Below are 16,838 nucleotides of genomic sequence, written 5' to 3' on the forward strand. Positions count from 1 at the left end.
CAGGACAGTCACGCACGGCAATACCTCGCTCGCGCTATGCAACGAACCGATATCACCGCGCGCCACCACACCCGCTGCGGCGGTCACGTCACCCCGGCAGCGTCCATTCCCCGCAACTCCTTCTTGAGGTCGGCGACCTCGTCGCGGATCCGGGCGGCCAACTCGAACTGCAACTCCCGCGCGGCAGCCAGCATCTGGTCGTTGAGCTCCTGGATGAGCTGCGCCAACTCGGCCCGCGCCATGCCCTCGCGAGCCGGGGTGGCCGCACCGCCCCGGGACCGGCTGCGGGTCTCCTTGACCGGCGCCTTGCCCCGCGACAACTGACGCACCGCGCCACCGACCCGGGTCGCCTCGGTGTCCTCCGCCTCGCGGTAGATGTCGTCGAGAATGTCGTGGATCTTCTTGCGCAGCGGCTCGGGACTGATCCCGTGCGCCTCGTTGTGCGCGATCTGCTTGGCCCGGCGCCGGTCGGTCTCCTCGATCGCGGCCGCCATCGACGGAGTGATCTTGTCGGCGTACATGTGCACCTGGCCGGAGACGTTCCGGGCCGCCCGACCGATGGTCTGGATCAACGACCGGCCACTGCGCAGGAAGCCCTCCTTGTCCGCGTCCAGGATCGCCACCAACGACACCTCGGGCAGGTCCAGACCCTCCCGCAGCAGGTTGATGCCGACCAGCACGTCGTAGTCGCCCCGACGCAACTCCCGCAGCAACTCGACCCGACGCAACGTGTCCACCTCGGAGTGCAGGTAACGCACCCGGATGCCGTTCTCCAGCAGATAGTCCGACAGGTCCTCGGCCATCTTCTTGGTCAACGTGGTGACCAGCACCCGCTCGTCGCGCTCGGTGCGCAGCTTGATCTCGTGCATCAGGTCGTCGATCTGGCCCTTGGTGGGCTTGACCACGACCTCCGGGTCCACCAGGCCGGTCGGGCGGATCACCTGCTCGACGTACTCGCCCTGGGCGTGCTCCAACTCCCACGGCCCCGGGGTGGCCGACAGGAAGACCATCTGGCCGACCCGCTCCAGGAACTCGTCGAAGCGCAACGGACGGTTGTCGGCGGCGCTGGGCAGCCGGAACCCGTGGTCGATCAGCATCCGCTTACGCGAGGCGTCGCCCTCGAACATGCCGCCGATCTGCGGGATCGTCACGTGCGACTCGTCGACCACGGTGAGGAAGTCGTCGGGGAAGTAGTCGAGCAGACAGTGCGGCGGGCTGCCGGGCAACCGGCCGTCGATGTGCATCGAGTAGTTCTCGATGCCGGAGCAGAAGCCGACCTGCCGCATCATCTCGATGTCGTACGTGGTGCGCATCCGCAGCCGCTGCGCCTCCAGCAGCTTGCCCTGCCGCTCCAACTCCGCCAGGCGCTCGCCCAACTCGGCCTCGATGTCGCGGACCGCCCGCTCCATCCGCTCCGGCCCGGCGGCGTAGTGCGTCGCCGGGAAGATCAGCAGATGGTCGACCTCGCGCACCACGTCCCCGGTCAGCGGGTTGAGGTAGTAGAGCTTCTCCACCTCGTCGCCGAAGAGCTCGATGCGGACGGCGAGTTCCTCGTACGCCGGGATGATCTCCAACGTGTCGCCCCGGACCCGGAACGTGCCCCGCTGGAAGGCCATGTCGTTGCGGGTGTACTGGATGTCGACCAGCCGGCGCAGCAACTGGTCCCGGTCGAGCTCCTGGCCGACGGCGACCCGCACCGCGCGGTCCAGGTATTCCTCCGGGGTGCCCAGGCCGTAGATCGCCGAGACGGTCGCCACCACCACCACGTCGCGCCGGGTGAGCAGCGACATGGTGGCCGAGTGCCGCAGCCGCTCGACCTCCTCGTTGATCGAGGAGTCCTTCTCGATGTACGTGTCGGTCTGCGGGATGTACGCCTCGGGCTGGTAGTAGTCGTAGTACGAGACGAAGTACTCCACCGCGTTGTCCGGCAGCAGCTCGCTGAACTCCTTGGCGAGCTGGGCGCAGAGCGTCTTGTTGGGCGCCAGCACCAGCGTGGGCCGTTGCAGCCGCTCGACCAGCCAGGCGGTGGTGGCGCTCTTGCCGGTGCCGGTCGCGCCGAGCAGCACCGTGTGCCGGTCACCACGGCGGACCCGTCGCTCCAGGTCGTCGATCGCCGCCGGCTGGTCACCGGCCGGCTGGAAATCGCTGACGACCTGGAAACGGCCGTCGAGCCGGGGAATGTCGAGCGCCATGACGTCAACCGTACGCCCGGGGACCGACACTCCGCCGCGACTACAGGCGGCACCTGATCGGCTTCGATATTCGCATTGTGTGGTTCTTCTCACCCGGCTACGATTTTTCCGTAGGCCGCTCGCGGCGGCCGACCGGGCCGGTGGCGGGCCCCACAGGCCACGCCGCCCCCGGCACCGAAGGCCGCAGCACCCGGCATGCCCGGCGTGCGCGCCCGAGGTGGTCGCGCCGAACGCGCAGACCGGCCGCCGCGAGCGCCGCCACCTCGTCACCCCAGCCCGGTCCGTCCCGTTCAACCTCCCGTGAAGGACACCTCACGACCGGCCTCCGACGACACCGGCCCCGGCGACCCGCCCGACGCGCACACCCCGCTTCCGGCGCACACCACGGCCGACGCGCACACCCCGCCCGGCGCGCACCTCACGGCAGAGGCGCACCTCACGGCCGACCGTCCGACGGACGGCCCCGCCGGACGGGACAGCCGCCGCCACCGCGCCGGTGCCCGTCGGCACCGCGCCGGCATCACCCCACCGGCGATCCTCGGCCTGACCAGGCCCGATCCGGCCACCGGAACACCCCGACCGCGCCCCGGCGTGCGCCGGGCGGCCGTGGTGCACGGCATGCTCGACCCGGCGGCCGGCAACCCGGCCGAGGACGACGACCTCGCCGGCACCGACCAGGACGTCGAGCAGTCCCGGCAGGCCGCCGCCCGACGTCGCCGCGTCGTCCTGGCCGCACTCGCCCTGACCGCCGCGGCCTCCGCCGTCACCCTGGTCGCGACGCTGGTGAACTGGACGCCCGCCGCACCGCCCGCCCGCGAGCTGACGGCGGCCGAGCGGGACCGGTTGGCCGCCATGCGGGTCGTCAACTACCGGGACGTCCGTGCCGGGCTGCACCTCACGGTCAGCGGCACCGCCGGCCGCACCGACCTGCTCGGCTGGGTCGACTGGGCCCGCCGACTGGTCTACCTCGACGTCAGCGGTCCCGGCGCCGGCCCGCTGCGCGGACTGGCCCAGGCCACCCCCACGGTGACCGTGCTCCGCCCCGACCCGGAGGCGATGTCGACCCCGGCCATGCCACCGCTGATGCCCCCGGGCGGCGGCTGGCGACTGCCCGCCGACCCGAGCCTCGACCCCCTGCTCCACCTGCTCTTCGACCTCGCCCGCGACCGGCCCGAACCCGCCGACGAACTGACCGGCCGCTGGCTGCGGCACGAGCAGGTCAACGGCGAGACGGTCGACGTGCTGGAGGCGACCCTGCCGCGCCCCGCCCCCTCCCCGACCGGGTCGCCCACCGCCGCGCCCCGCACCGTCCCCGGCGACACCGCCCGGTACTGGCTGGACGCGGCCGGACGGCTGCACCGGCTCGAGACCGCACTGCCCGGCGTCGGCACGGTGCAACTCCAGGTGCACCGCGCCGACCGACCCACGCTGCGCCCGGTCGACGCGTTGGGCGGCCGACCCGGCCTGCCCCGTGCCCTCACCACCACCGAACGGGACCGCTGGCGACGGCTGCCCGCCCGCCTGCGCGCCGCCGGTGGCGCCACCGTCACCCTGGTCGGCCCGGTCGGCACCGGCCTCGACCTGCGCGGCTCCGGCTGGTTGAGCTGGACGGCGGGCACCGCGTACCTGGGCGTCACCGAACTCGACGCCACGGACCGCTGCGTGCTGGTCCGGCACGACCGACACGCGGTGACGCGGATCGAGACCCGGCCCGCGACGGATCCGGCGGCACGGCCACCGCTGCCACCCCCGGCCACCGGCTGGCGGACCGGCCCGCACCGCACCTCGGCGCTGGATCCGCTGGTGTCCGCCGCGCTGCGGGCCGCCCGGGGCACCGGTCCGCAGGGCGGTACCCGCCGGGTCCGCGGCGACAGCCACGACGGCGTACCGGTGGACGTCGTCGAGGTCGAGACCGCCCGGGGACCGACGCGCTACTGGGTGGACCGCACCGGGCTGCTGCGCCGGCTGGAGGCACGGACCCCGGCCGGGGCCTGGGCACAGCTCGACCTGACCGTCGGGCGGGTGCCCCGGCTGACCCCACCGACCTGAGAGCCTCCGGTCAGGGACGCCACCCGGTCTGGGCGGCCCACTCCTCGGCGCGCAGGTGCTCCTCGTCGAACCACGGGTCCTTCGCCGTGGCGTACGCGCCGCTCTCCGGCGCGGAGGCGGCCAGCTCCCGCTTGAGTCCCAGGTAAGCGGCCCGCCGGTCCGGATCGGCGCGCAGGTGGTCGCGCATCAGCAGGGCGTACCGCCAGCCGGGTGAGCCGGTCTCCCGGATGTGCAGGTGCACCGGGCGGCCCGGATCGGCGCTGCCGTGCAGCCGCTTCTCCCACCGGCCGCCGCCGGTGCGCGCGGTGTCCCACCACTCGCCGGGCAACCGGGGGAACCCGGCGTCGGCGAGCCGGTCGGCCATCGGCCCGTCCGCCTCGGCCAACGACGACACGCTGAGCTGGATGTCGATGACGTCCTTGGCGGCCAGTCCGGTGACCGCGGTCGACCCGATGTGGTCCACGCGCAGGTCGGCGGGGGCGACCGCGTGCCGGATCCGGGCGGCCAGCCGGGCGTACTGCTGCGGCCAGGTCGGATCGGGTTCGATCAGGCGTACCCGGTCCAGCCGGACCGGCCGTCGCTGCCGCAGGTTGACCTCGTAGGGCACCAGCCGGTCCCGCCAGAGCGCGTCGACCGCCGCGTGCAACTCGTCGAGGGTGCCGTCGTTGGTGAGCAGCACGTCCGCCGCCGCCGCGCGTCGGGCGTCGTCGGCCTGCGCGGCGATCCGCCGCTCCACCTCGTCGCGGCTCATCCCCCGGTCGCGGGCCAACCGGCGCAGCCGGGTCTCCACCTCCGTGCGCACCACGACCACCAGGTGGTACGTGGCGGCCAGCCCCACCTCCACCAGCAGCGGCACGTCGTTGACCACCACGGCGTCCGGTGGCGCCGCGGCGACCAGTTCCGCCGTACGGGCCCGCACCCGGCCGTGCACGATGGCCTCCAGCCGGCGGCGGGCCGACTCGTCGGCGAAGACCAGTTCGCCGAGGGCGGCCCGGTCCAGGTCGCCGTCGGCGGCGAGTACCCGTTCGGAGAAGGTCGCGACGACCTCGGCCAACCCGTCGGTGCCGGGGGCGACGACCTCCCGCGCGATCCGGTCGGCGTCGACGAGTACCGCCCCGCGCTCGACCAGCCGGCGCGCCACCGCGCTCTTGCCCGAGCCGATCCCGCCGGTGAGTCCGATCTTCAACACGGCACCAGTCAACCTGACCAGGCCGGTTGCGCCAAGCCCGGGTGGCGGGGGTCGCGCGTGCGGGCCGGTCGACGGCGAGGGCCCCGCCTCGACCCGGTTGATCCAGGTCGGGGCGGGGCCCGTCGTCGTCAGCAGCGGGTCACTTACCGCCGGCGAGCTTCTCCCGCAGAGCGGCGAGCGCCTCGTCGGTGGCCAGGGTGCCCGCGGGCTCCTCGGCCTGACGGCTCGGGGCCGCGCTGGTCGAGGTGGTGGTGCCGGTCGGGGCGGGCTGCGGGTTGGCAGCCGCCTCGGCCTCGGCGGCCCGAGAGGTCTGCACCTGCTTCTGGTGCGCCTCCCAGCGCTGCCGCGCCTCGGCGTACTGGTTCTCCCAGGTCTCGCGCTGCTTGTCGTACCCCTCGAGCCACTCGCCCGTCTCCGGGTCGAAGCCCTCCGGGTAGATGTAGTTGCCCTCGTTGTCGTACGTCGCGGCCATGCCGTAGAGGGTCGGGTCGAAGTGCTCCTCGCCCTCGACGAAGCCCTCGTTGGCCTGCTTGAGCGACAGCGAGATCCGGCGGCGCTCCAGGTCGATGTCGATGACCTTGACCATGACCTCGGAGCCGACCTGCACGACCTGCTCGGGGATCTCCACGTGGCGCTCGGCCAGCTCGGAGATGTGCACCAGGCCCTCGATGCCGTCGTCGACGCGGACGAACGCGCCGAACGGCACCAGCTTGGTGACCTTACCCGGCACGATCTGCTGGATCGCGTGGGTGCGGGCGAACTGCCGCCACGGGTCCTCCTGGGTCGCCTTCAGCGACAGCGAGACCCGCTCGCGGTCCAGGTCGACGTCCAGGACCTCGACCTCGACCTCCTGGCCCACCTCGACCACCTCGGAGGGGTGGTCGATGTGCTTCCAGGACAGCTCGGAGACGTGCACCAGACCGTCCACGCCGCCGAGGTCGACGAACGCGCCGAAGTTGACGATCGAGGAGACGACGCCCTTGCGGACCTGCCCCTTCTGGAGCTTGTTGAGGAACTCGGTGCGCACCTCGGACTGCGTCTGCTCCAGCCAGGCACGGCGGGACAGGACCACGTTGTTGCGGTTCTTGTCCAGCTCGATGATCTTGGCTTCGAGCTCGCGGCCGACGTACGGCTGCAGGTCGCGCACACGCCGCATCTCGACCAGGGAGGCGGGCAGGAAGCCGCGCAGCCCGATGTCGAGGATGAGGCCACCCTTGACCACCTCGATGACCGAACCGCGGACGACGCCGTCCTCGTCCTTGATCTTCTCGATCGTGCCCCAGGCCCGCTCGTACTGCGCCCGCTTCTTCGAGAGGATCAGCCGACCCTCCTTGTCCTCCTTCTGGAGGACGAGGGCCTCGATGTGGTCACCGACCGAGACGACCTCTGCCGGGTCCACGTCGTGCTTGATCGACAACTCACGAGAGGGGATGACACCCTCGGTCTTGTAGCCGATGTCGAGCAGGACCTCGTCCCGATCGACCTTGACGACGGTGCCTTCGACAATGTCGCCGTCGTTGAAGTACTTGATGGTCTCGTCGATCGCGGCGAGGAAAGCCTCCTCAGAGCCGAGATCGTCGACGGTGACCTTGGTGGCGCTCGAGGGGGCCTCGATGCTGCTCGTCATGTGGGCGGTTGCTCCGGTCGGATGGTGTGTCACAGCAGGCTGGTGTCGCGGTGACCTGTGCGCGCCAACGGATCCGCCGGCGGACCCACCACCCGGAAATCGCTGAACGAGATCTTGATGTGACTCCGTCGACCGCGCACCTGCTCCCTGCCGAGGCACACGATCCGCGAGCGCATCGTCTACCCTACCCGCTGCATTACCACAGCGTGCAAGCCCTCCCGTCTCCTCATCACCTCACCACCCGCGAAAGCGGAGATTTCGGCCAGCCGGTGCCACGACACCCCGGCCCACCGTCCTCCCACCCCCTCCGGACGCCTAGCGTGAGCGGGTGAACGACGACAACCGGGTGACCCGGCGCCGGGTCGGCGACGCCGAGATCCGCCACGCCAACCGCCGCTGGTGGGACACCGACGCCGACGCCTACCAGGCCGAACACGGGGCCTTCCTGGGCGACGTGGACTTCGTCTGGTGCCCGGAGGGGCTGCGCGAGGCCGACGCCCGGCTGCTCGGCGAGCTGGCCGGACGCCGGGTGCTGGAGGTCGGCGCGGGCGCGGCGTCCTGCGCCCGCTGGCTGGCCACCGAAGGCGCCCACCCGGTCGCGGTGGACCTGTCCGCCGGCATGTTGCGCCACGCCGCCCGCGCCGCCGACCGCAGCGGCGTACGCGTACCGCTGGCCCAGGCCGACGCGCTGGCGCTGCCCTTCGCCGACGCCAGCTTCGACATCGCCTGCACGGCGTTCGGCGCGGTGCCGTTCGTCGACGACTCGGCGGCCCTGATGCGCGAGGTGCACCGGATCCTGCGCCCCGGCGGTCGCTGGGTCTTCTCGGTCACCCACCCGATGCGCTGGATCTTCCTCGACGACCCCGGCGAGGGCGGACTGACCGCCGTGCACTCCTACTTCGACCGGCAGCCGTACGTGGAGCAGGACGAGGGCGGCGTGGCCACCTACGTCGAGCAGCACCGCACCCTCGGCGACCGGATCCGCGAACTGGTCGGTGCCGGATTCCGCCTGGTGGACCTGGTGGAGCCGGAGTGGCCGGCGGGACACGAGGGGATCTGGGGCCAGTGGAGCCCGCTGCGCGGCCGGCTCTTCCCCGGCACCGCGATCTTCGTCACCGAGCGACCCGACCGAGCTGTCGGCGCGCGCCCGTAGCCGCCGTTTCCGTCCCACTCCCCCGGGTAACCCGCGACATGGCCGAGAAGGAGTTCCGCCGAGGCGACCACGTCTCCTGGGCCAGCCACAGCGGCCGGGCGCACGGCGTGGTGCAGGAGAAACTGACCGAACGCACCCGGGTACGCGGACACACCGTCGACGCGTCCCCGCAGGCCCCGCAGTACCGCATCCGCAACGACGACTCGGGCCGCGACGTCGCCCACCATCCGGAGGTGCTGCGCCGTGAGCGGGACTGACGACCAGCAGACCTACCGGGAGTTCACCGAGGCGGTGAACATGAAGCCCGGCGAACTCCAGCAGTGGCTGGAGACGCCGGAGTCCAAGCACGTCGGCTGGCAGAAGAAGGGGACCGCGGGCGGCGAGTCGGTCGGCCACGAATCCGGCCGCCGGATCGTCGACCTGCTCCGCCGCAAGCGGGACCAGCTCAGCGCGGCCGACTACAAACACATGCGCAAGGTCGTCGGCTACGTCCGGCGGCACATGGCCCAGCGACCCAGCGGCGACGTCCGCGAGACACGCTGGCGGTACTCGCTGATGAACTGGGGTCACGACCCGGTCAAGGCCCCGCTGCCCCCGCCCGGCGGCCCGTCCCGCAAGGCACTGGAACGGCACGGCGCCCCGCCGAAGAACCGGCGCGGCCCGGCCCGCTGACCCCGGCAAGCTGCCCGCGGCCCGCGCCGACCTCGGCGATCCGGCCCGGCCGAGGCATGGCTTGACCCTGTCACTGACGGCAGGGTCCGACGATCGGCGGCATGAACGATCACATGCCACGCCGGGTCGTCGTCGTGACGGGTGCCGGCACCGGAATCGGCCGGGCCACCGCCCGGGCGTTCAGCTCCGCCGGGGCCCACGTCATCGCGGTGGGCCGCCGCGCCGCGCCGCTGGCGCAGACCGCCGCCGACCACCCGCTGATCACCCCGCTGACCGTCGACGTCACCGCCGCCGACGCGCCCGACCGGGTGCTCCGCGCCGCCGTCGACCGCCACGGACGCCTGGACGTACTGGTCAACAACGCCGGCATCGCCGGCGGCGGTGACCTGGCCGACCTGGACGAGACGGCAGCCCGCCGGCAACTGGAGACCAACCTGCTCGCCCCGGTCCGGCTGGCGCACGCCGCCGTTCCGGCGCTGACCGCCACCCGGGGCGTGATCGTCAACGTCACCACGGCGGTCGGACAGCGCGCCTGGCCCGGCTCCGCGCTCTACGCCGCCGGCAAGACCGCCCTCGACTCGCTGACCCGAAGCTGGGCGGTGGAACTGGCGCCGCGCGGCGTCCGGGTGGTGGCGGTCGCCCCCGGCGCGATCGACACCCCGATCGGTACGCACCAGGGCCTCGACCCGCAGCAACGCGCGGCGGTACGCGCCTGGCAGCTCGCGCACACCCCGCTCGGCCGGATCGGCCACCCCGAGGAGGTAGCGTGGGCGATCCTGCGGCTCTGCGAACCGGCAGCCGCCTTCGTCACCGGGGTGGTGCTGCCGGTCGACGGCGGAGCGGTCGTCGCCTGAGAGGACGGTGCCCGGATTGCGGATCGGGGAACTGGCCCGGGTCACCGGCAGCACGCCCCGGGCGCTGCGCCACTACGAGGAACACGGCCTGATCGACTCGCACCGGACCGCCAACGGCTACCGCGAGTACGACGACCGGGCCGTCGTCCGGGTCCGCAACATCCGGCACCTGCTGGCCGCCGGGCTGACGCTGACCGACGTCCGGGCGTTCCTGCCCTGCCTCGACGGGGACGTGGCCGCCGCGGCGCCCTCCCCCGCCGGGCTCCGGATCGCCCGGGACCGTCTGGCCGTGCTGGACGCCCGCATCGCCGCCCAGGTCGCGCTCCGCGACCGGCTCGCCGCCGCACTGCGCGACGCCACCCCGGCCACCGGCCCCGACACCGCCACGCCGGCCGTGTCCCCGGACACCGCGCTCACCGTCTGACCGCTGACCGCCGCACGGGTCAGTGGTCGGCGCTGTTCCAGTCCCGGCCCTCGCCGACCGACACCTCCAACGGCACGGAGAGCGGATAGGCCGCACCCATCTCGCGGCGTACCAGCTCCTCCAGCGCCGTCCGTTCGCCCGGCGCCACCTCGAAGACCAGTTCGTCGTGCACCTGCAACAGCATCCGGGACCCCAGGCCCGCCTCCCGCAACGCGGTGTCGACGTGCAGCATGGCGACCTTGATGATGTCCGCCGCCGAGCCCTGGATCGGGGCGTTGAGGGCCATCCGCTCGGCCATCTCACGCCGCTGCCGGTTGTCGCTGACCAGGTCGGGCAGGTATCGGCGGCGACCGAGGATGGTGGAGGTGTAGCCGTCCTGGCGGGCTCGCGCCACCACCTCGTGCAGGTAGTCGCGGACCCCGCCGAACCCGGCGAAGTAGTCCTCCATCAGCCCCCGCGCCTCCTCGGCGGTGATGCCGAGCTGCTGGGACAGACCGAACGCGCTCAACCCGTACGCCAGGCCGTAGTTCATCGCCTTGATCTTGCGGCGCTGGTCCGGCGTGACCTCGGTGACCGGCACCCCGAAGACCGACGAGGCGGTGGCGGCGTGGAAGTCGGCACCGGAGTTGAACGCCTCGATCAACGCGTCGTCCGTCGACAGGTGCGCCATGATCCGCATCTCGATCTGGCTGTAGTCGGCGGTGAGCAGGCATTCGTATCCCTCGCCCACCACGAACGCGCGACGGATCCGGCGCCCCTCCTCGGTGCGGATCGGGATGTTCTGCAGGTTCGGCTCGGTGGAGGAGAGTCGGCCGGTGGCGGCCACCGTCTGGTTGAACGTGGTGTGGATGCGCCCGTCGTCGGAGACCGACTTGAGCAGACCGTCCACGGTCGACTTGAGCTTGGCCACGTCACGGTGCCGCAGCAGGTGGTGCAGCAACGGGTGCTCGGTCTGCGCGTAGAGCCACTGCAGGGCGTCCGCGTCGGTGGTGTAACCGGTCTTGATCTTCTTGGTCTTGGGCAGGTTCAGCTCACCGAAGAGGATCTCCTGGAGCTGCTTGGGCGAACCCAGGTTGAACTCCCGGTCGACCACCTCGTACGCGCCCTGGGCGGCGGCCTTCACCTCGGCGGCGAAGTGCGCCTCCAACTCCGAGAGGTAGTCGGTGTCGGCCGCGATGCCGATGCGCTCCATGGCGGCCAGCACCCGCATCAGCGGCAGCTCCACCCCGGCCATCAGCCGCGCCGACTGCTCCCCGTCGCGGGACAGCTCGGCGTCGATCGCCTCGGCCAGGTCGAGGGTGGCCCGGGCGTGCAGCATCAGGTTCTGCTCGGCCTCGCCGTCACCACCCAACCCGTCCAGCGTGAGCTGGCCGTCGTCCGGCGTGTCGACCCGCAGCTCACGGTGCAGGTAGCGCAGCGCCAGGTCGGTCAGGTCGTACGAGCGCTGGTCCGGGCGGGCCAGGTAGGCCGCGATCTGGGTGTCCCGGGCGATGCCGGCCAGGGACCAGCCGTGCGCGCCGAAGGCCAGCACGGCCGGTTTGCTGTCGTGCAGCACCTTGGGCCGGCTCTCGTCGGCCAGCCACCCCGCCAGGGCGGCCTCGTCGTCCTGCGCCAGCGCGGCGGGGTCGAACCAGGCCGCCGCGCCGTCGGCGGTGGCCAGCGCCATGCCGGTGACCACGGCGGTGTGCCGGCGGTTGGGGCCGGTGTCCAGCTTCACCGCGACGCCGACCGGCGTGCCGGCCGTCGCGTGCGTCTCCAGCCACCCGGCCAGCGCACCGGGCGCGGCGAGCACCTCGCCGGTCAGGTCGAAGCCCGCCTCCGCCTCCGGCTCCACGGCGTCGAGGTACTGGTAGAGCCGGTCCCGCAGGATACGGAACTGGAGGGTGTCGAAGACCTGGTGCACCGCCTCGCGGTCCCACCCCTGCCAGCGGGCGTCCTCCGGCCGCACCGGCAGGTCGAGGTCGGTGACCAGGCAGTTGATCTCGTAGTTGCGGATCACGTCGGCCAGCCGCTCGCGCAGGCTGTCACCGGCCTTGCCCTTGATCTCGTCGGCGCGGGCGATCACACCCTCCACCCCGCCGTACGTGTTGATCCACTTGGCCGCGGTCTTCGGGCCGACGCCCGGGACACCGGGCAGGTTGTCGCTGGTCTCGCCGACCAGCGCGGCCAGGTCGCGGTAACGCTGCGGGCCGACGCCGTACTTCGTCTCGATCGCGGCCGGGTCCATCCGGGCCAGGTCGGAGACGCCCTTGCGCGGATAGAGCACGGTGACGTGGTCGCCGACGAGTTGGAAGGCGTCCCGGTCACCGGTGCAGATCAGCACCGGCATGCCCTGGTCACGGGCCTGGCAGGCGAGCGTGGCGATGACGTCGTCGGCCTCGTAGCCCTCCTTCTCCACCACCGGCACCCGCAACGCCTCCAGGACCTCCTTGACCAGGCTGACCTGGCCCTTGAAGTCGGTCGGCGTCTCGCTGCGGCCGGCCTTGTACTCCGCGTACCTCTCGGTGCGGAAGGAGCGGCGGGACACGTCGAAGGCGACCACGATGTGCGTCGGCTGCTCGTCGCGCAGCACGTTGATCAGCATGGAGGTGAAGCCGTAGACGGCGTTGGTCGGCTGCCCGGTCGTGGTGGAGAAGTTCTCCACCGGCAGGGCGAAGAACGCCCGGTATGCCAGGGAGTGTCCGTCGACGAGGAGCAGGCGCGGCGTCGTAGCTGTCACGGCAGCGACTCTAGCCCGTGCCCCCGACACCCCCCGCGCGGCGGCACCGGCGGCCGACCGGAAACGTCGACGGCCGCCCACCCCCGGACACGGGGACGGGCGGCCGTCGACGGCACGCGGCGACTAGGCCACGCCCAGGTACGCCTCCTTGATCGAGGGGTCGTGCAGGAGCTCCTGCCCGGTCCCCTCCTTGACGATCCGCCCGGTCTCCAGGACGTACGCCCGGTGCGCGCGAGAGAGCGCCTGCTGCGCGTTCTGCTCCACCAGCAGCACCGTGGTGCCCTGCTGGTTGATCTCCACGATGATGTCGAAGATCTGCTGGATGATCATCGGGGCCAGGCCCATCGACGGCTCGTCCAGCAGCAGCAGCTTCGGCCGGCTCATCAGCGCCCGACCGACGGCGAGCATCTGCTGCTCACCGCCGGAGAGCGTGCCACCGGCCTGCTTGCGACGCTCGCGCAGCCGGGGGAACAGCTCCAGCACCTTCTCCAGGTCGGCGGCGATGCCGGCGTGGTCCCGCCGGGTGTACGCCCCCATGTCCAGGTTCTCCAGCACCGTCATGCCGGGGAAGATCTGCCGGCCCTCGGGTGACTGACACAGACCCCGGACCACCCGCAGGTCGGCACGGAGCTTGCTGATGTCCTCGCCGTCGAAGGTGATCCGACCGCCGGACAGCGAACGGATACCGGAGATCGCCCGCATGGTGGTGGTCTTGCCGGCGCCGTTGGCACCGATCAGGGCCACCACCTCGCCCTCGTTGACGGTGAGGCTGATGCCGTGCAACGCCTCGATCCGACCGTACGAGACGCTGACGTCGTTCAACTCAAGCAGCATCGGCGGGCTCCCCCAGGTACGCCGCGATCACCCGCGGGTCTCGACTGACCTCGGTCGGCAGCCCATCGGCGATCTTGCTGCCGAACTCCAGCACCACGATCCGGTCGGTGACACCCATCACCAGCCGCATGTCGTGCTCGATCAGCAGCACCGTCACGCCCTTGTCCCGGATCCGGCGGATCAGCCCGAGCAGATCCTCCTTCTCGGCCGGGTTGAACCCGGCCGCCGGCTCGTCCAGGCAGAGCAGCTTCGGCTCGGTGCCGAGCGCCCGGGCGATCTCCAGTCGTCGCTGGTAGCCGTACGGGAGGTTGCGCGCCGCGTCGTTCGCCCGGTCGGCGATGCCGACGAAGCGCAACAGCTCCATCGCCTTCTCCTCGGCCGCCCGCTCCTCCAGGATGTGCCGGGACAGACCGAAGGTCTTGGCGAAGGAACGCCGCACCTGCTGCCAGGTCCGCACGATCCCGCCGGAGGCGGTGACCTGCGGCAGCTCCTCCTCCTTGGGCCGCACCCGGTAGAGCCGGAACAGCGCGCCGGGCACGCTCGTCTTGTGCCGGGAGTCCGTCCCGACCATGACGTTCTCCAGCGCGGACATCTCCGGGAACAACCGGATGTTCTGGAACGTCCGGGAGATGCCCATCCGGCTGATCTGGTGCGGCTTACGGCCGGTGACCCGCTCACCGCGGAACCGGACCGCGCCCGACGTCGGCTTGTAGACCCCGGTCATCACGTTGAAGCAGGTGGTCTTGCCGGCGCCGTTCGGCCCGATCAGGCCGAGGATCTCGCCTTCGTTGATCTCGAAGCTGATCCCGTTGAGCGCGACCACGCCACCGAAGCGCAGCGTGACGTCGTCGATCTCCAGCAGCGTCTTGCGCGGTCCCGGCTGCGCCGGGATCTTCTGCGCCACCGGGGTCTCCGTCTCGTCGGACGGGGTGTTGGTCTCGTCAGACATGAGCGGGCGCCTCCTCTGCCTCCGCCGCGCGGTCCTTCAGCTCACGGGCCCGCCGTCCGCTGGGGATCAGGCCCTGCGGACGCAGGATCATCACCAGCACCATGGCCAGACCGAAGGCCAGCCACCGGTAGTCGGCGACCTCACGGAACCGCTCCGGAAGGTACGCCAGCAGCACCGCGCCCACCGAGACGCCGACCATGTTGCCGGACCCACCGACCACGACCATCGCCACGAACAGGATGGACAGGTTCACGTTGAACTGGGTCGGGTCGATGAAGGCGTACCGGCTGGCGAACAGGAAGCCGGCGAAACCGCCGAGCGCCGCACCGATGGCGAACGCCCAGAGCTTGAACTTGAACGGGTAGACACCCATCACCGCCGCGGCGTCCTCGTCCTCCCGGATGGCCAGCCAGGACCGACCGACCCGGCTGTTCTCCAGCCGCCGCACCGCGAAGACCATGAGCAGCACGACGGTGATCGCCAGCCAGTACCACGGCTTGACGTCGACCAGGCCGAAGATCTGGTTGTCCGGCGAGGGCGGACCCTCCGGCCCGGGAATCGCCGAGATGCCCTGCGGACCCCGGGTGACGCCCTCCAGGTTGCGGGCCACGATCCGGATGATCTCGCCGAAGCCGAGCGTCACGATGGCCAGGTAGTCACCGCGCAGCCGCAGCGTCGGCCAGCCCAGGATCACCCCGGAGATCAGCGACATCACCAACGCGATGAACACACAGATCGCCCAGGCCACCGCCCAGGTCGTCGGCAGGTTGAACTCCGCCTGGATCCACTTCACGACCGGCGAGTTCACCGAGCCGAACAGCGCCACCGCGTACGCGCCGATGGCGAAGAAGCCGATGTAGCCCAGGTCCAGCAGACCGGCCAGGCCGATCACGACGTTGAGACCGATCGCCACCAACACGTAGACGGCGCAGGTGAACAGCACACCGGCCCAGTTGCTACCACCCGAGATCGAGTCGGTCCGCAGCCAGGTCAGGCCGGGGATGCCGAGCAGCGGCAGGTAGTAGAGGAAGATCACGAAGGCCACGAAGGACAGCGCCCGCTGCCACCTCGGCAGTGCCCGCCACCGGTCGCCGACCGAATGCAGCGCATTGGTGCGCTTACGGTCCAGGTCACGAATCTTGTCGATCATGCTCGGGCCCTCCCCAGCGACTCGCCCAGAATGCCGGTCGGGCGGAACATCAGCACGATGACCAGCACCACGAAGGCGATGACGTCCTCCCAGTTGGACGCGAAGATGGTGGCGCCGTAGACCTCGACGATGCCGAGGAACAGCCCACCCAGTAACGCGCCGCGCAGGTTACCGATGCCGCCGAGAACGGCTGCGGTGAACGCCTTGAGGCCGAGCACGAAACCGATGCTGTTCTGCGTGAAGCCGAAACGCATGCCCCACAGCAGCGCCGCCGCGCCCGCCATGATGCCACCGAGCACGAAGATCAGCATGATCACGCGCTCCTGGTTGACACCCATCAGGGCCGCCGTCTCCGGGTTCTGCGCCACCGCCCGCACACCCCGGCCGTACCGGGTGCGGTTGATGAACCAGTCCAGCACCGCCATCATCGCCACCGCGGACACGATCACGATCAACTGAACGTTGTTGATCTCCGTGTTGCCGATCGTGAACAGCGTCTTCTGCTCGATGATCGTCGGCATGCCGAGGATGATCCGGCCGCGGCCGAACATGGACGGCACCAGGTCGCCCAGCAGCTTCGGCAACACCAGGCCGAAGACCTCCACCAGCACCAGCGACAGACCGATCGCGGTGATCAGGAAGATGAGGGGCGGCGCGTTCTTGCGCCGCAGCGGTCGGTACGCGACCCGTTCGATCGCCAGGGCCGTGCCGCCGGAGGCTATCGCCGCGACTATCAGGCCGAGTACCAGGAAGAGCACCGCTTGACCGAGCGGCGGGTTGTTCTCCACCCCGAAGGCCGTCCACAGGCCGAGCACCGCGAAGGTGCCGACCATGAAGACCTCGGAGTGAGCAAAGTTGATCAGGCGCAGGACGCCGTACACCAGGGTGTAGCCGAGAGCGATCAGGGCATAGATCGCCCCCTTGGACAACCCGTCGACGGTGTGCTGACCGATGTGGCTGAAGAGGTCCGCGAAATTCACCAGGTCTCCTTGCATCGAGTGCGGCCGGGGGATCACCCCGGCCGCA

General features: G+C 71.2%; 14 protein-coding genes. 6 read left to right on the forward strand and 8 right to left on the reverse strand.

Annotated features, from left to right (window positions below; translation table 11 throughout):
* Positions 1-83: 83 nt before the first annotated feature.
* On the reverse strand, positions 84-2,192 hold the full coding sequence (gene uvrB, locus ACWDVW_RS10400; RefSeq protein ID WP_449946652.1) for an excinuclease ABC subunit UvrB: 2,109 nt from the start codon (positions 2,190-2,192) through the stop codon (positions 84-86).
* Between the two features lie 300 nt (positions 2,193-2,492).
* On the opposite strand from uvrB, the gene ACWDVW_RS10405 reads away from it, so the two are divergent.
* Complete coding sequence (locus ACWDVW_RS10405; protein ID WP_449946654.1) at positions 2,493-4,241, forward strand: hypothetical protein; 1,749 nt, start codon at positions 2,493-2,495, stop codon at positions 4,239-4,241.
* A gap of 10 nt (positions 4,242-4,251) precedes the next feature.
* On the opposite strand, the gene coaE is transcribed toward ACWDVW_RS10405, so the two are convergent.
* Together coaE and rpsA are read right to left on the reverse strand one after the other, a co-directional pair.
* Positions 4,252-5,430, reverse strand: a complete 1,179-nt coding sequence (gene coaE, locus ACWDVW_RS10410; RefSeq protein ID WP_449946656.1) for a dephospho-CoA kinase — start codon at positions 5,428-5,430, stop codon at positions 4,252-4,254.
* 139 nt (positions 5,431-5,569) lie between these two features.
* Positions 5,570-7,057 carry a 30S ribosomal protein S1 gene (gene rpsA, locus ACWDVW_RS10415; protein WP_117227135.1) on the reverse strand — a complete coding sequence of 496 codons (1,488 nt, stop codon included), beginning with the start codon at positions 7,055-7,057 and terminating at the stop codon, positions 5,570-5,572.
* Between the two features lie 328 nt (positions 7,058-7,385).
* Between rpsA and ACWDVW_RS10420 the strand changes: the two genes are divergently transcribed.
* From ACWDVW_RS10420 to ACWDVW_RS10440, 5 genes are all read left to right on the forward strand, one after another.
* On the forward strand, positions 7,386-8,210 hold the full coding sequence (locus tag ACWDVW_RS10420; protein WP_350696489.1) for a class I SAM-dependent methyltransferase: 825 nt from the start codon (positions 7,386-7,388) through the stop codon (positions 8,208-8,210).
* Positions 8,211-8,248: 38 nt separating this feature from the next.
* Positions 8,249-8,467 carry a DUF2945 domain-containing protein gene (locus tag ACWDVW_RS10425; RefSeq protein ID WP_396742803.1) on the forward strand — a complete coding sequence of 73 codons (219 nt, stop codon included), beginning with the start codon at positions 8,249-8,251 and terminating at the stop codon, positions 8,465-8,467.
* On the forward strand, positions 8,454-8,882 hold the full coding sequence (locus ACWDVW_RS10430; protein WP_449946658.1) for a DUF3140 domain-containing protein: 429 nt from the start codon (positions 8,454-8,456) through the stop codon (positions 8,880-8,882). The genes ACWDVW_RS10425 and ACWDVW_RS10430 overlap by 14 nt, the downstream gene beginning before the upstream one ends.
* 101 nt (positions 8,883-8,983) lie before the next feature.
* Positions 8,984-9,736 (forward strand): SDR family NAD(P)-dependent oxidoreductase, encoded by a 753-nt coding sequence (locus ACWDVW_RS10435; RefSeq protein ID WP_449946660.1) that lies wholly within the window; start codon positions 8,984-8,986, stop codon positions 9,734-9,736.
* 7 nt (positions 9,737-9,743) lie between these two features.
* The gene (locus tag ACWDVW_RS10440) at positions 9,744-10,160 is read left to right on the forward strand and encodes a MerR family transcriptional regulator (protein ID WP_449946662.1); all 417 of its coding nucleotides are present in this window, start codon (positions 9,744-9,746) and stop codon (positions 10,158-10,160) included.
* A gap of 19 nt (positions 10,161-10,179) precedes the next feature.
* Here ACWDVW_RS10440 and polA read toward each other — a convergent pair whose 3' ends face one another.
* From polA to ACWDVW_RS10465, 5 genes are all read right to left on the reverse strand, one after another.
* Positions 10,180-12,879, reverse strand: a complete 2,700-nt coding sequence (gene polA / locus ACWDVW_RS10445) for a DNA polymerase I (protein WP_449946664.1) — start codon at positions 12,877-12,879, stop codon at positions 10,180-10,182.
* Positions 12,880-13,002: 123 nt separating this feature from the next.
* On the reverse strand, positions 13,003-13,713 hold the full coding sequence (locus tag ACWDVW_RS10450) for an ABC transporter ATP-binding protein (RefSeq protein WP_131053259.1): 711 nt from the start codon (positions 13,711-13,713) through the stop codon (positions 13,003-13,005).
* Complete coding sequence (locus tag ACWDVW_RS10455) at positions 13,703-14,662, reverse strand: ABC transporter ATP-binding protein (RefSeq protein ID WP_449946667.1); 960 nt, start codon at positions 14,660-14,662, stop codon at positions 13,703-13,705. Before ACWDVW_RS10455 ends, ACWDVW_RS10450 begins: the two co-directional genes overlap by 11 nt.
* A complete protein-coding gene (locus ACWDVW_RS10460) occupies positions 14,655-15,812 on the reverse strand; it encodes a branched-chain amino acid ABC transporter permease (RefSeq protein ID WP_449946669.1) in 1,158 nt (385 codons plus the stop codon). Before ACWDVW_RS10460 ends, ACWDVW_RS10455 begins: the two co-directional genes overlap by 8 nt.
* The gene (locus ACWDVW_RS10465; protein ID WP_449946671.1) at positions 15,809-16,792 is read right to left on the reverse strand and encodes a branched-chain amino acid ABC transporter permease; all 984 of its coding nucleotides are present in this window, start codon (positions 16,790-16,792) and stop codon (positions 15,809-15,811) included. Before ACWDVW_RS10465 ends, ACWDVW_RS10460 begins: the two co-directional genes overlap by 4 nt.
* Positions 16,793-16,838 lie beyond the last annotated feature (46 nt).

The organism is Micromonospora sp. NPDC003241, assembly GCF_053589795.1.

What these genes read in the sequence shown, in the direction of transcription:
- uvrB (WP_449946652.1), bottom strand. Translation starts at nt 2,192, where the DNA reads ATGGCGCTCGACATTCCCCGGCTCGACGGCCGTTTCCAGGTCGTCAGC.
- rpsA (WP_117227135.1), bottom strand. Translation starts at nt 7,057, where the DNA reads ATGACGAGCAGCATCGAGGCCCCCTCGAGCGCCACCAAGGTCACCGTC.
- ACWDVW_RS10425 (WP_396742803.1), top strand. Translation starts at nt 8,249, where the DNA reads ATGGCCGAGAAGGAGTTCCGCCGAGGCGACCACGTCTCCTGGGCCAGC.
- ACWDVW_RS10435 (WP_449946660.1), top strand. Translation starts at nt 8,984, where the DNA reads ATGAACGATCACATGCCACGCCGGGTCGTCGTCGTGACGGGTGCCGGC.
- ACWDVW_RS10450 (WP_131053259.1), bottom strand. Translation starts at nt 13,713, where the DNA reads ATGCTGCTTGAGTTGAACGACGTCAGCGTCTCGTACGGTCGGATCGAG.
- ACWDVW_RS10455 (WP_449946667.1), bottom strand. Translation starts at nt 14,662, where the DNA reads ATGTCTGACGAGACCAACACCCCGTCCGACGAGACGGAGACCCCGGTG.
- ACWDVW_RS10460 (WP_449946669.1), bottom strand. Translation starts at nt 15,812, where the DNA reads ATGATCGACAAGATTCGTGACCTGGACCGTAAGCGCACCAATGCGCTG.